We start from the raw sequence: 15,386 nt of genomic DNA, 5'->3' as shown, positions 1-15,386 counted from the left end.
TGATTTAACACTTCTTCTTTTAGCAGCATACTCTGCAGCGTACTTATCCATCTTGAAAGTCAAGAAACGGATCACGCGTTCGTCACGACGGAAATTCAGTTCCAACTTGTCGATAACAGTAGGATCTGCATTGAACTCGATCAACTGATAAAAACCTGTAGACTTCTTCTGGATAGGATAAGCCAACTTCTTCAGTCCCCAGTTCTCTTCATTAATAATCTCAGCACCTTCAGCCTGAAGAATGCCTTTGAATTTTTCTACCGCTTCCTTCATCTGAACATCAGACAAAACGGGAGTTAAAATGAAAACGGTTTCGTATTGATTCATACTCGTTTAATTAAATAAATAATTTATTTGATTTAAAAATGCGGGTGCAAAGTTAGACATTTTATTTTGAACAACAAACATTTAATCTTTTTTTATACCCGGAAAATAGGATTTATCGAAGAAGCATCCTACCTTTGCAAAGTTGTTGAAACAATAATTTCATGATAGAACAGTTTAACTTTGACATCCGACTTATTTTTGCCATTTTGAATGGCAAAGTCTCTGCTGCTATTAACCGAAAGCTGTACCGTAACTTCCGCCAAGGCGGTTTGGAAATCAGTCCAGAACAATGGACCGTACTCATTTTTCTTTGGGAAAAAGACGGTGTGACCCAGCAAGAGTTGTGTAATGCAACTTTTAAAGATAAGCCAAGCATGACCCGGCTGATAGACAATATGGAACGTCAGCATCTTGTAGTTCGTATCTCAGACAAGAAAGACCGCCGTACCAACCTCATCCACTTAACAAAAACCGGTAAGGAACTGGAGGAAAAGGCACGTCTTATAGCCAACCGGACTCTCATGGAAGCCTTACAAGGTATTACCGTTGAAGAGCTAAGCGTCAGCCAGGAAGTTCTGAGAAAAATATTCTTTAATACCAAAGATTAGATGTTTATAAATATGCAAAAACTGACTATTTACACTGAATAATAGTTTTTTTGCATAAATAATTTCGCCCGTTAAAGAATTATGCTTTAATTTGTGGCTAAGAATAAAATAATCTATAAAAATACACACACATGAAAGGCTTATTAAAGAATTTAGGATTAATATTGATCTTGGCTGGAGTAATCATCTTGATTGCTTGTTCTTTTACTGGCAATGTAAACAACAATGCCATCTTAGGAACTTCTGTAGTCTTGGTAGTTTTAGGTCTTATCTCTTATATTGTAATCAACAAGAGAATCGCAGATTGATATTAATGGAAATAAAAAAGTCCGGGAATGAATATTTCCGGACTTTTTTATTTTATCCTCCGTTTAGTTTTCAACTTCAGGAGTAATCAGTTTGTACCCTTTTCCGTGAATATTGATAATCTCGATAGAGTCATCTTCTTTCAAATGTTTACGCAATTTAGTGATGTATACATCCATACTGCGAGCATTGAAATAGTTATCATCAATCCAGATAGTCTTTAAAGCGAAATCACGTTGCAAGATTTCATTTGCATGTGCACAAAGCAAACCAAGTAATTCCGATTCTTTTGTAGTCAGTTTCGTTTGCTTCCCTTCCGAGGCAAGAATTTGTTTCTGTGTATCGAAAGTAAACTTACCGATTTTATAGATATTACTTTCTTTGTTCTTCTTTCCACGCACACGTCTTAAGATAGCCTCGATTCTGAAAGTCAGTTCTTCCATACTGAAAGGTTTGGTTATGTAGTCATCCGCACCAATCTTAAAACCTTCCAAAATATCTTCTTTCAGTGTTTTTGCTGTCAGAAAAATAATAGGAATTTCCGCATTTGCAGCACGTACATCCTGCGCCAATGTAAATCCGTCTTTCTTAGGCATCATTACATCAAACACACACAAATCATACTTATTCTTCAAGAAAGCCTTATAACCAGCTTCTCCATCCGGATACAACTCAGCAGAATAACCTTTTGCCTGTAAATATTCTCTTAAAAGCATGCCAAGATTTTCATCATCTTCGCACAATAAAATACGCAGTTTCTCGTCCATATCATTAATTTTTTAATAAAGGTAATGCAATAATAAATTTTGTTCCCACATTCAATTCGCTCTCGGCACGGATAGTTCCCTTATGATCCTGAATAATCTTCTTCACATAGGCTAACCCTAATCCGAATCCTTTTACATCGTGCAGATTACCTGTATGCACGCGATAGAACTTATCAAATACCTTTTTAAGGTTTTCTTTTTTTATACCGATACCGTTATCCTGTATAGAAATCATCAGTTTTCCCGGTTCATTCCAAGTTCTGACATTTAGCAACAGGTCCTCTTCCGGTTTCTTATACTTCACCGCATTGTCCATCAAATTGAAGATCACATTGGTGATATGCATTTCATCTGCAAATATAACAGGATCAGTGGCCTCAAGGTTCGATGTTATCTTACCATTATATCGTTCCACCTTTAAAGTGAAAGTATTTATCACCCCTGTTATCAGCTCGTTCGCATCGATTTCTTTCATCTTAAGCGTCGCTTTCTGTCGGTCGAACATTGACATCTGAAGCACTTTCTCCACTTGGAAACGCAGTCGCTTCGTCTCATCATTGATCACTCCCGATATATGCTGGAACATCTGTGGAGACTTGCCCACCGCAGGATCTTTCAGCATTTGTGCCGCCAGCGAGATGGTTGATATCGGCGTCTTAAACTCATGTGTCATATTGTTGATAAAATCGTTCTTCATTTCTGTCAGTTTCTTCTGACGGAAAACGATATACAACGTGAAAATAAACGTTATCAACAACACGAAAGTAAATATCATAGACGGAATCATAAAGCTCACCGAGTCGAAAATATAATCTTTTTTTCCGGGGAAGTGTACTTTTACGATACTCATCTTGGCCGGCGGATCGTTCTGAAAAAGAGGTTGGGTATAAGAATCCTCGCTTCCTTTCATTTCAAAATCCGCACAACGGTATACTTCTCGTCCATCTTTATCGATTACTGTGAAGTGATAAGGCAATTCTATACCATTATTAAGAAGGGCCGACTTCAAGTAATCATCCAAATCCTTAAACCTTACGCGTTCGCCTATCGACTTGTCACTGGCACGATAAACCATTTGCAGTGCTACTTCGTCAAGCAAAACCCGTTGATACATATAACGATTCTTAACCGCATCGAGCAGTGATTTCGATGTTTTCGGAATCGTATTTCCACCATGCCTGCGTGAAATCATCATTTTGGGTAACTCCGACGGTTTGTTCGTCATCACTTTTAATTCGAAATCCGTCATTCTTCCATCCGGTGATTTCACCGTAAAACGTTGCGTTTGCTGAATCAAATCCTCCCCTTGTATAGTCGAAGAGACTGTCAGTGCTTTCCGTTCGGCTTCAGAAATATCCTCTCTCAGCCAACGGTCCGTTTCCGCAAATTCCACATCTTTTGATACCTGATACAGACTATTCCGCACAGAATTATCAAATTGTTCTTTGCGCATCTTTACCATTGCCTCTATATAACTCACTTGCAAGTAAAGTAATCCGAGGAAGGAAAGACCCATTACAATACCTAATATCCAGATTGTTGACTTTTTCATAGCAACAAAATTAACACTCCCTAATTAACACGCCTAACACATTAACCTGTTTTAACCGTACATTCTCGTAAATTAACCGAAAGGCGATATTTAGCTCATGTTCTGACGACTATAACAAAACATTCTACCCTTTGGTTTGCAAATTTAATAAAAAATTAAATCTTTCTCTTGAATAATTCCACTTTTCTTAATCATTGTTAAGTAAAAAAGCCGCTTCTCTTTCAAAAGAAAGAAAAGCGGCTAAAGCATTATAAACGAATAATAATTACTCCTCTACCTGTTTGGCTTCGAAGTCCTTAATTAACTTATCCTGTACATCGGAAGGTACCAGTTCGTAACTTGCGAATTTCATAATAAACGAAGCACGCCCACCGGTCAAAGAACTCAAAGCCGTAGAGTAAGAAGACATCTCTTTGAGAGGCACTTTAGCTATGAGTTTCTCAAATCCCTTCTCACTGCTCATGCCCATAATCATGGCACGGCGTCCTTGCAAATCACCCATTACATCACCCATCTTATCCGACGGAACAAATACTTCCACATCATAAATAGGTTCCAGAATTTTCGGACCGGCATTCTTAAAGGCTTCACTAAACGCGTTACGTCCCGCCAGCATAAAAGAAATTTCATTGGAATCTACCGGGTGCATTTTTCCATCATACACAATCACACGTACATCACGGGCATACGAACCGGTCAACGGCCCTTGCTCCATGCGTGCCATCACCCCCTTCAAGATAGCAGGTAAGAAACGGGCATCGATAGAACCTCCGACGATACTATTGACAAAAACCAATTTTCCTCCCCATTCCAATGGTACCTCTTCAGTACCTTTTACATTGATCTTAAATTCCTGCCCGTTAAATTTGTAAGTATCCGGCACAGGCATTCCTTCCTTGTATGGTTCAACAATAAGATGTACCTCACCAAACTGGCCTGCACCTCCGGATTGCTTTTTATGGCGATAATCGGCACGGGCAGCCTTGGTTATCGTTTCGCGATAAGGTATCTTCGGCTCTTCAAATTTCACCTGAAGTTTTTCATTATTTTCCAGGCGCCATTTCAAAGTACGCAGATGGAATTCTCCCTGTCCGTGTACAATCGTCTGCTTCAATTCCTTAGACTGCTCAACCACCCAAGTCGGATCTTCTTCACGCATACGGTTTAGAATACTCATCATCTTCTCCACATCAGCCTCATTGACAGGTTTGATGGCACGTGAATATTTCGAGTTGGGATATTTGATAAAATTAAATTTATAATCACAATCCTTACCATCCAGCGTATTACCGGTTTTAACATCTTTCAATTTTACAGTAGCTCCGATATCACCGGCTAAAAGTTCCTCCACTTTAATACGATTGGAACCAGCTACCACATAAAGCTGCGCCATACGCTCTTTTGATCCACGGTCGGCATTAACCAAATCGTCGCCTTCGTGCACTTTTCCACTCATTACTTTAAAATAAGACACCTCTCCGATATGAGGTTCGACACTGGTTTTAAAGAAATAGAGGGAAGTAGGGCCATTAGCATCGGGTGCCACCTCTTTGCCTTCGGTGTTCGTTACTTTAGGCATTTCAGAAACGAACGGAACAACATTACCCAAAAACTCCATTAAACGGCGTACACCCATATCCTTACCCGCACATACACAGAAGACAGGGAACATTCCACGAGCCGCAAGCCCTTTACGGATTCCTTCACGCATTTCATCTTCAGTCAATGAATCCTGTTCAAAGAATTTTTCCATCAGTCCCTCATCATTTTCGGCAGCTGCTTCTACAAGCGCCTTGTGCAATTCCATAGCCTTATCCATTTCTTCGGCCGGAACATCCTCAATGATAGGAGCACCTCCTTCGGGTTTCCATGAATACTTCTTCATCAACAGAACATCGATAAGGGCGTTAAAGCCGGGACCTGTAGCAATAGGATACTGGATAGGAACAACTTTTGAGCCATAAGCCTCTCTTAACTGTTCCAAGATATTATCATAGTCGCATTTATCATTATCAAGCTGGTTGACAAGGAAAATAACGGGTTTATTCAATTTTTCAGTGTAACGGAAATGATTCTGTGTACCGACTTCGATGCCATATTGGCCATTAAGAAGAAGAATTGCTGTATCGGTCACATTAAGTGCAGTAACTGTGCCTCCTACAAAGTCGTCCGAACCCGGACAGTCTATCATATTCAGCTTTTTATTGTTCCATTCTACATGGAATACGGTAGAGAAAACGGAGTAGCCATACTCTTGTTCAACAGGGAAATAATCACTAACTGTATTTTTTGCGGCAATTGTTCCGCGACGTTTTATAACACCACTCTCGAAAAGCATTGCTTCCACGAGAGTGGTTTTCCCAGAGCCAGAACTTCCCAATAAGGCGATGTTCTTAATTTCGTTAGTCTGATATACCTTCATAATATATAAGATTTAAATGAATTACTCAGTATGTTCTCGCATACCATTATTTTAGTGTGGCGCAAATTAGGAATTAATAAGGGGAAAAGCAACAAAGAGCACTGTGTTACTAAACAATGTTATGTAACACGTTATGGAAATAAACAAAACGGGAAGAAACTGTTCGCAGAGTAAAAAAGGTTAAATGCCGAACGACCACTTTTTGTAGAGGTGCATGGCATACAACCTCTACGAAGGATGTGAAATTTAAACAGGCATTCAATTATCCTATTTTGTCGCAATTTCAGTTTGTATTTCCTTAAGCCAGGGGGATGTGAATTTTACTTTTATTATTCCTTCTGCTCCGGAAGCCTGTATATATGCCAGCAACCGTCCATGAAACACACGCTGAACGTGATCTGTATAATCTCCCATATCAGAGTTATTACTCGCTTCCAATCCCAAAAGCCGTGCAGGGCCAACTATATGACACGTTATTTCATCATCTGAAATCATCACCGGAATACCCTCTTCATCTACCACCTCTAAACTTACCTGAGCCAGCCCCTTATCTTTGGATATAACATTATTCTGATGTACAATTTTCAATGCATAAGGCCGGCCTGAAGATTGTATCGCATGACGTATGACTTCATTGCCATTAACATCCAGCCCTATCACCTCCAATCTACCAGACTCAAAAGGAATATCCCAATAGATAATTCCCGTATTATCATCATAATCTTTTGTTTGGCCGACAATTTTATTATTCAATTCCAATCTGGCTTTTGCAGCATTCGTGTAACAAACCACACGAACAGACTGTCCGGCAATATAATTCCAGATGGGGCACGCATCCATAGAAGGCGTCTTCTCGATATAACCGCTTCCGCTATTCAATGCCTCCAACCCAGACCAAACATCTTTCATCAAACTCCCGCTTCTCATTCCCGGAGTGGGATAAGTTCCAATATAAGCCATCGGTTTTGTCGACCAAAGTGCCTGACGAAAATAACCGCGCGGTTTGATCTCTCCACTAAAATCCAAAAGCCCCGAATAGAATCCACGCGAAGGCCATCTGCCGGATTCCCCCAAATAGTCGATACCAGTCCACAAAAATTGCCCCAATATGTGTTCTTTATCCCTAACCGCTCTCCATGCTTCCATATCGTGCCGGTTTTCACTTCCATAAATCACACGACCGGGATATTTTAAATGATCTGAATCATACCGGCTTTCCGTATAGTTATATCCGGCAATATCCAAAGCACCGGGATATTCCGTTTCGTTAGACATCGCTACTCCGGCCAAACCAGCAGTAACAGGACGAGAAATATCATACTGTTTTACTACTTTTACAAGCCTTTTCGCTATATCCCCAAGACGCATCGCGTCGGGTGCATCTTTTTTATAACCGCCATACATGGCCTGAGTAAAACCTCCATCTCCATCAAGTATGGGATGCGAATAAGGATCGTTCGGATAATCAACCTCATTTCCTATGCTCCATGCAAATACAGATGCGTGATTTCTGTCACGTTGTACCATATCGGCAAGATCTTTCTCACCCCACTCCCGAAAGAAATCGTATGAACCTTGAAATCCGGGTACGCCTACGTTCCAGCCTTCTATCCACTTACGTTTAGGAAACTCCCATTCATCATAAGCCTCATTCAAAACCAGAAGCCCCAATTCATCACATAAATCATATAAATCGGGAGCTTGCGGATTGTGGCTCGTACGAATGGCATTACAACCGATCTCTTTCAGATTCAGTAACCTTTTCCTCCAAACGTCCCGTGGAACAACCGTTCCTAAAGTTCCGGCATCATGATGAATGCACACTCCTTTCATTTTCATCCAGTTGCCATTGAGTGCGAATCCTCTATCAGGGTCGAAAGTGAAAGATCGTAAACCGGCTTTGGCCACTGTTTCACCAATGATTTCTCCATTTTTAGAAACAGTGGTTTTCAGTTGATAAAGATTGGGATGGTCGATATCCCAAAGTCGAGGGGCATTTACTTTTAAATCAGACCGGATCTTTTCACTCAGACCGGATTGTATGGATAATTTCCCAGATTTCCTTGCCACCGTATTTCCTTCAGTATCAATCAATTCATTGTTTACAGTTACAGTAGAATTTACGTCCGACTCGTTCTCTACTTCCACTTCGACATGAAGAACAGCTTGTTTTTCTGCTACCGACTTCGGATAAGTATATACTCCCCATTGAGCAATATGCACAGGATTGGCCTCCACCAAATAGACGTTCCGGTAAATACCAGATCCGGTGTACCAGCGAGAATCAGCCCGCCGACTATGATCTACCTTAACCGTAAGCATGTTATCCGAATCATACTTTACATAAGAGGTAATATCATACATAAAAGAAATATAACCATTCGGACGTTTACCCAATAAGTGTCCGTTAATGTAGACCTCACTCCTGTTGTACACACCTTCAAAATATACATAAAGCTTTTTATCCTTTAATTCATCTGCTATTTTTAATTTTTTCTTATACCAGCCGGTTCCTCCGGGAAGATATCCCGTACAACTGGCTAATGTAGGACTCAATTGTCCTCGCACACTCCAATCATGCGGCAAGTCAACTTTTAACCAATTCTGATTTGCGTCAGGAAGCTCCGGAGAATCATTTAAGATGAACTGCCAATCGTCCGTTATTAATTCTTTTTTTCCAAACATCGGATCGGCAAATAGATCATCAGATAGAAATATTGATAGAACTATCAATATCAATGCACTTAATTTTCTTTTCATACCTATTGTTTTTGTGTCTAAAGATGCGGTTTCTTTTTAAAACCGCATCTTTAAAATTATTTCTTCACGATCTTTTGTATTCTATAGCCTTCATCAGTTTCTATATTTGCGATATATATACCGGCAGACAATCCCGGCAAAAACAACTTGCACATATTATCATTGATACCTGCCTGCTGATAAACTACTTTTCCATAAACATCATATACTGTGATATTTCGTATCGTATTTCTACTGTTGACAGTTGCTTCATCAACGATAGGATTAGGATAAATATGGATATTTATCTCCTCTGGTTCTTCTGTTATTGAAGAAGGAACGGTAGATTCCGAAACAAATGTTACTATAGAAAGAGGAGGCAAGATAAATGTTTCCCCTTCCTTGATTTTCGGATAAGCTCTCATATCATCATTATCAGAAGTAATATAAGGAGTAAATTCTAAACCGCTATTAGCAGATACAGGCAGATTTTCTACTGCCAACTCAATCCTGCTTTGAGTGATCTTTGAATTTGCCGCAACAATAATAACCTGATTGGTTTCTTCATCAATATATGCAGAATACATATCATTTCTCAGCGCTGCTATGACGCTTAAATTATCAGAACGATTTACCTCCACCCGTTTCATTCCCGGACGTACAAAGCGGGAGTACTGCCCAAGTGTATAAAGAAGTTTTGTATCGTTGTAAAAACCATCTGTCATATCTTTTGTTGTCATCGTCTCAAGCAATGCAAAGCGGCTTTCTCCCAAATGTTTTCCTTGGCTGAAAGCAGTCCACCAGTGCCATCCGGTAGCATTACCCACTGATAAATCGACATGCAACATACGGGCAAGGGCTATTGCACACTCTATCTCACGAAAGTTTCCTACTATGCCACCAGGATGTCCCCAAGTATAACCGCCGTCTAAAAGACTGTATTCGGTCTGAAAATACTCGAGCTTGTCATCTGTCGCCTCCATTACTTCCCGAAGATGTACACGGCTATTATACATATCTTCCGGATTACGGTCGCTCCAATAACTATGGCCGGATGCCACATAAGAAACATTCGGCAGCCCACCTACTTTCATATCCGGTTCTTCGTTACCCCAGAATTTCGGTATTTGAGCTATTAAGCTACCAATCGCACCGCCTTCTGCAATAGACACTTCCGTTGTGAGCTTTCTGGAAGCAATTACCCTACTCATACTTTTCGTAACATCTGCAATTTGCTGGTCAGTAGCAGGCGATCCTTCCTGACCGGCCCATCCGTCACCTCCGGGTCCCCATTGATATTGCGGTTCGTTTATCGGGCTGATATAATCGAAATGAATACCTTCCTTATCAAAATGCTCTACGACATCGGCAGTAAACGATGCAAAATTATCGTATTTATCAGATGCAAGAATATAATCCCATCCGTTTTCCTGATTGAAAGCATATCCGTGTTTAGTAAAATATACGGGGGGAGAATTCATGAAACCGACAATATCTTCTACTTCATAATCCAGTACAGCTTTCTTGAGAAACCATTGTTGTCCTTTTTGTTTCTCCCAATTGTAAGTACCATCAGGATTCATGAAACATTCAGTACGCTTACTGGGTCCCGCTATTTTGCTTTCTTCGCCCTGCTCCGCAGACCCCGAACCGATATTAAACCTCCAGCAAGACAATCCGATCCCCTTAGGATTTCCTTCGTTATCAAATTCTTTGCTGAAAAGCAGTTCCGCGAGCCGATTCTTTTTTTCTTCGGGCCAGTACTTACCTAATACGTCGGCATCCCAAGCATCGGAAGCACCAAAATTACGTATAGTTTGATGTTTATTGGCAAAATCAACAGTTATACTTAAGGAAGTAAGATTACTTTTATAATATTCGTTTACCCCGTCCGGTCTCATTGCATAATTTTCCACTACGAATTCATCATAAAGCCCACCTGCACTTTTTGAAGCAGTGGTACTTCCCAAGCTCCACTGATTCAATCCCAAACTATAAGTTTCCACCCCTGCGTTTACAATGATTTGTTTGCCATTCTGATAAATTCGCATATTATTCTGGGCAGTCATGGAGTAGAAAATACTTATGGCATTCCATTCATCAGATTCAAGTTTTTCCTGGCTTACTGTTTCATTCTTTACACCATTCTTTATCGTTTCCAGTACAAGGTAAGCCGCATCACCATCGACTTTTATTTTAATACCATAGCTGTTGTCATCGTCTTTTGAAGCCTGATAGATATATTTTCCATCATCGGTGGCACCAATCGATTCTTTTTTATACAAAAAGTTTATGGTTGACGAACCGTTAGATAAGATATTATCAGAGAAATTCAGTTGTCCCCCTGCATCTATTTTTACGGCCGGCCCTCTTTGACCGTCACGAACAAATGAATATTTAAAGCCATCAAGAGTTATACGCCTGCCTTCTTCATTCAAATTATTATCAAAATGAAAGGTAAGAGGCCCTTCTCCAAGTGGTTCCGTGATAGCTTCACCTGCATATATTTGGGAAACCTGACTCTGGCTCAACGGATAATGATAAATATTAATATCATCTATCGAACCAGTCGACGGATGTAGCTCACGGTTAGGATTCATTCCAAAAAACAGATGTGTCAGATTCATAAGAGATAAAGAGACAAAAATATTCTTTGTTCCCACTTTCTCACCATCCAGATAATAACTCCAAGAGGTTTCGTGTACTACTAAGACAACATGATGCCACGCATCATTCGCATCTATACATGGACCGTACAACGGTTCCCAAACACCCGAATTGAATGTTCTGGCATCGCAAACAACACCACTTAGCGAATCATCAAATCCATATACAGGCATAAAATAAATATTGCTACCGTCAACGGAATTATAGAATTCAAAGATCTGTTTCCAACTAACCTTAGAATCATCCCGTGAACTACGCTTATACCAAAAAGAAAGGGACATTGTGTCTCCCATAACAGGTGCGGGCACCATTACAGCATGTTGACGCTTATCGCCACTAAAATAAAGAACTTTTCCACGGACAGCGTCTTCCACAATCCTGGCACCATTTTTCAACTCCAAGCTTGTATTAGCCTGTCTGTCGATCACGCCTTGTTCAAAGTCATATGAAGCATATAGTTTATAATCAGCATAATTTTGTGCAGACAAACATAGCGGCAAAACCAAGGCGAGATATATGAGTATTTTTTTTAAGGTCATATTTGTATTAGATATTTATATTGTTTACTATTTTCACTGACATTATCATATTATCAATATTCTCAGTGTACATAATGCAAATGCCTGTATTCAGGTCAGCAACATCAATTCCCGATTCATTTTTTTTATTATACAGCTCAGTCTGTTCAATCACAACTCCTTCAATAGAGAAATCTCTATCGGATTTCGGTACAGGACAAATGTCTTTTACAGGAGAAATGCCGGTCAGTCTCCCCAATAGTGCTAAACTCTTTTTCATACATATTAAAATTAAAGTGAAACAATTTATTCAAACAAAGCGTTGTCCAAAACAGTTTATCTTAAATCCAAGATCACCTAATCTCCCTCACCCTCTGTTCTATTATTGCAAATCTATGTATTTAACAGCAAAGCAATAGACCAAAAATCGTGCAACGATAAGCGCTAAATCGTGCATACAAAATGAATCGGTCTTTCAGAAATCAGATTCATCCCCATCGCGCCCCCGAAACATACCAAATCATTCAAATATAGACAGTGAATCGTGCAAAGAAGTTTTTATCATCAGTGAAATAGAAATTAAATAGTATATTTGACGGTCAATAATTAAAGAAGTTAAGTACTTATTTCCAAACACATATGCAAATGATGAAAAGCCTGTTGACAAGTCTCGTCCTTATTTTCTCCTCTTTTCTATATTCTCAAAATTATTATGTCAAACAATTGGGAATAGAACAAGGCTTATCGAATAACAGTGTTGTAAACATCACTCAGGATAAAGACGGTTTTTTGTGGTTTGCCACCGAGGAAGGGCTCAATAAATTTGACGGCAACCGTTTCATTAACTATTACAAACACACGAACCATATTAGTGGTAATGAACTTAACAGTATTTATGCCGATCCTACAGAACCGATTATCTGGATAGCAACTCAACGGGCGGGCATGAATGCATACAATTATGAAAAAGATGAATTAACCGTATTTACACATGACGACTCCAATCCTAATAGCCTCATCACAAACGACGTTACACATATCTCACCTGCAAGTGACGGCAATTTATGGCTCAGTACTTATCATAGGGGAATAGAATACTTCAATAAGAACACCGGAGAATTTACTCATTACAATACCACGACTTTGCCCAATTTACCATCCAACAATGTTTGGACGGTAGTAGAAGACGGCAATGGAAAAATATACATTGGCCACGTAGAACATGGAATGAGTATTGTTTCATTGAAAACCAAACGTGTAAAGAATTTCAAGTATAATCCCGACAATAAAAACGGTATACCCGGAAATCATGTTCACTGCATATACAAAGATAGTACCGACAATATATGGATAGGAACTGAAAGGGGAACTGCTTTATTCGACACCCAAACAGAACAATTTTTCTCCATAAATCAAATAGCCAATATTCCCTCAACGTCTACAGTTTTCGATATCCGGCAAATGGATAATAAAAAAATCTGGATGGCCACCGAACTAAACGGTATCTTTATCGTAGATATCAAGCAACAATTATTCCTCCCGCAAAATCAGTTTAATCTGGAACATCTCACAGTGGGAAGCAATAATTATAGTTTATCCAATCCGACAGCGAGGTGTTTATTTCAAGATTCTTTCAAAAACATCTGGATAGGCACCTATGGGGGCGGTATTAATTTTATAGGCCACACTCCGCCTTTTTTCAAAAGCCACAGCTATTCTCCAATTAAAGATTATAAAAACAGTCTTAGTAATCGGGTCGTATTGAGTTTATGTACAGACAAAGACAATAAGTTATGGATCGGTACTGACGGAGGGGGAATCAATGTCTTTGAAAAAGACAATCGCACGGTCATCTATAACGAAGAAAATGGGAAACTGAGCCATAATTCTATTATAAGCGAATATTGCGATTCTCAAAACAATATATGGATAGGAACCTTCATGGGTGGTGTAGATATCTACGATTATAATAAAAAAAACTTTTCCCATGCCAGCCTTAAAGAGATTTCTTCCTGTGACGCCCGTTGTTTTTATGAAGACAACAAAAACAATATGTGGATAGGAACCAGTTCGGGAATATTTATTGTTAACACTCAAACTTATGAAAACATAATGCATTATACCACTGAGAATTCTTCTCTTCCAGAAAATACCATACGCAGCCTCATTCAAGATACAAAAGGAAGAATCTGGATAGGTACCTTCGGACAAGGATTATCCATCCTCACCAACGAAATGAAATCCATCTGTCATTTCAATGAATACAACGGCTTCTGTTCCAATAGCATAAATTATATTTTCAGAGACTCTGAGAGTAGAATCTGGATAGCGACAGGCGATGGATTAGTCTGTTTCCCAGCCAATAAAATTCACGAATACAAAGTTTATAACCGGCAAGACGGCATTTACAACTCCTATATTCGCGCCATTACCGAAGATGGTGAGGGTAACATCTGGTTTAGCACCAATGCAGGTATCAGTTGCTATATCACGGCAACCGGACAATTCATAAACTACAACTATTTCGACAAAACGCCAATAGGCAATTTCTCCAGCGCAGCCGTAACAAAAGATGAAAATGGTATCATTTATTTCGGCTCAATAAATGGTGCCCGCTATTTTGATCCGGTTACCGTATTAAGTAACCGTGAGGTATCTCCTGTCATCATCACCGAGATGAAAATATTCGAAGAACAATCCGCACATAAAGATAATAACACTATAAACTTTTATGGCCAAAACAATGAAACCATACAACTAACTTACAAACAAAACACTTTTAATCTGGCATATAGCGTTCTTGATTATTCTCAAGCTAATTGGATAGATTACGCATACCGTTTGAAAGGTTTTGATGACTCATGGTACACCGTCAACGAAAATACGGTAATGTTCCACAACATTCCACCGGGAGAGTATGAATTTCAAGTGAAAACACGGATACATAATCAGAAATGGTCTGGCGAGATCAATATTCTTCCTATTCACATTACTCCCCCCATCTGGCTATCATGGTGGGCAAAAGTGCTTTATTTTATTCTCGCAGGATATATCATTTTCTATCTTCTTAATCTTTATAAGAAAAAAGTAGATATGCAAAGTTTTTATGAACTGGAAAAGAAGAATCATGAACAGGAACAGGAACTTAACAACGAACGTTTACGCTTTTATACCAATATCACTCATGAATTACGCACCCCGTTAACCCTAATTCTGGGACCACTGGAAGATTTTCAGGAAGACAAAGAACTGCTTCCACATCAACGTAAGAAAATATCTATCATTCACAACAGTGCTATTCGGCTTTTAAACCTGATTAATCAGATACTTGAATTCCGTAAAACAGAGACGCAAAATAAAAAACTTTGTGTGAGTAAAGACAATCTTGCTGCACTGGTTACAGAGGTCAGTCTGAGATATAAAGAACTGAACTTGAATAAAGAAGTTGAATTTAACATAACAATTAAGCCTGAACCGCTT

At 39.3% G+C, this 15,386-nt stretch carries 10 protein-coding genes; 3 read left to right on the top strand and 7 right to left on the bottom strand.

Annotated elements, in window-relative coordinates; translation table 11 throughout:
• On the bottom strand, positions 1-327 hold a 327-nt coding region (gene rpsF / locus QVP90_RS12900), incomplete at its 3' end, for a 30S ribosomal protein S6 (protein ID WP_288204470.1).
• A 161-nt stretch (positions 328-488) separates the two neighbouring features.
• Here rpsF and QVP90_RS12895 point away from each other — a divergent pair.
• Together QVP90_RS12895 and QVP90_RS12890 are read left to right on the top strand one after the other, a co-directional pair.
• Positions 489-935: a MarR family winged helix-turn-helix transcriptional regulator gene (locus QVP90_RS12895; protein WP_005933559.1), complete on the top strand. Its 447-nt coding sequence runs from the start codon at positions 489-491 to the stop codon at positions 933-935.
• 131 nt (positions 936-1,066) lie between these two features.
• A complete protein-coding gene (locus QVP90_RS12890) occupies positions 1,067-1,243 on the top strand; it encodes a hypothetical protein (protein WP_005933561.1) in 177 nt (58 codons plus the stop codon).
• A 63-nt stretch (positions 1,244-1,306) separates the two neighbouring features.
• Here QVP90_RS12890 and rprY read toward each other — a convergent pair whose 3' ends face one another.
• The 6 genes from rprY to QVP90_RS12860 form a co-directional block, all read right to left on the bottom strand.
• Positions 1,307-2,008 carry a response regulator transcription factor RprY gene (rprY, locus tag QVP90_RS12885; protein WP_002562540.1) on the bottom strand — a complete coding sequence of 234 codons (702 nt, stop codon included), beginning with the start codon at positions 2,006-2,008 and terminating at the stop codon, positions 1,307-1,309.
• 4 nt (positions 2,009-2,012) lie between these two features.
• Positions 2,013-3,560, bottom strand: coding sequence for a sensor histidine kinase (locus QVP90_RS12880; RefSeq protein ID WP_021936653.1), 1,548 nt, complete (start codon positions 3,558-3,560; stop codon positions 2,013-2,015).
• A 265-nt stretch (positions 3,561-3,825) separates the two neighbouring features.
• Positions 3,826-5,982, bottom strand: coding sequence for an elongation factor G (locus QVP90_RS12875; RefSeq protein ID WP_021936652.1), 2,157 nt, complete (start codon positions 5,980-5,982; stop codon positions 3,826-3,828).
• Between the two features lie 267 nt (positions 5,983-6,249).
• Positions 6,250-8,742 (bottom strand): sugar-binding domain-containing protein, encoded by a 2,493-nt coding sequence (locus QVP90_RS12870; RefSeq protein WP_021936651.1) that lies wholly within the window; start codon positions 8,740-8,742, stop codon positions 6,250-6,252.
• A gap of 56 nt (positions 8,743-8,798) precedes the next feature.
• Entirely contained in the window at positions 8,799-11,927 is a 3,129-nt protein-coding gene (locus tag QVP90_RS12865) for a glycoside hydrolase (protein ID WP_021936650.1), read from the bottom strand.
• A 7-nt stretch (positions 11,928-11,934) separates the two neighbouring features.
• Positions 11,935-12,186 carry a hypothetical protein gene (locus QVP90_RS12860; protein ID WP_007482129.1) on the bottom strand — a complete coding sequence of 84 codons (252 nt, stop codon included), beginning with the start codon at positions 12,184-12,186 and terminating at the stop codon, positions 11,935-11,937.
• Between the two features lie 365 nt (positions 12,187-12,551).
• Between QVP90_RS12860 and QVP90_RS12855 the strand changes: the two genes are divergently transcribed.
• The coding region (locus QVP90_RS12855) for a ligand-binding sensor domain-containing protein (protein ID WP_288204468.1) at positions 12,552-15,386 on the top strand (2,835 nt) is incomplete at its 3' end.

The organism is Bacteroides sp. CAG:189, from assembly GCF_000432295.1.
GTDB lineage: Bacteria > Bacteroidota > Bacteroidia > Bacteroidales > Bacteroidaceae > Bacteroides > Bacteroides salyersiae.
This window is presented reverse-complemented; position numbering and strand designations above follow the sequence as displayed.

Coding starts and splice junctions, on each gene's coding strand:
- QVP90_RS12895 (WP_005933559.1), top strand. CDS start 489: ATGATAGAACAGTTTAACTTTGACATCCGACTTATTTTTGCCATTTTG.
- QVP90_RS12890 (WP_005933561.1), top strand. CDS start 1,067: ATGAAAGGCTTATTAAAGAATTTAGGATTAATATTGATCTTGGCTGGA.
- rprY (WP_002562540.1), bottom strand. CDS start 2,008: ATGGACGAGAAACTGCGTATTTTATTGTGCGAAGATGATGAAAATCTT.
- QVP90_RS12880 (WP_021936653.1), bottom strand. CDS start 3,560: ATGAAAAAGTCAACAATCTGGATATTAGGTATTGTAATGGGTCTTTCC.
- QVP90_RS12875 (WP_021936652.1), bottom strand. CDS start 5,982: ATGAAGGTATATCAGACTAACGAAATTAAGAACATCGCCTTATTGGGA.
- QVP90_RS12870 (WP_021936651.1), bottom strand. CDS start 8,742: ATGAAAAGAAAATTAAGTGCATTGATATTGATAGTTCTATCAATATTT.
- QVP90_RS12865 (WP_021936650.1), bottom strand. CDS start 11,927: ATGACCTTAAAAAAAATACTCATATATCTCGCCTTGGTTTTGCCGCTA.
- QVP90_RS12860 (WP_007482129.1), bottom strand. CDS start 12,186: ATGAAAAAGAGTTTAGCACTATTGGGGAGACTGACCGGCATTTCTCCT.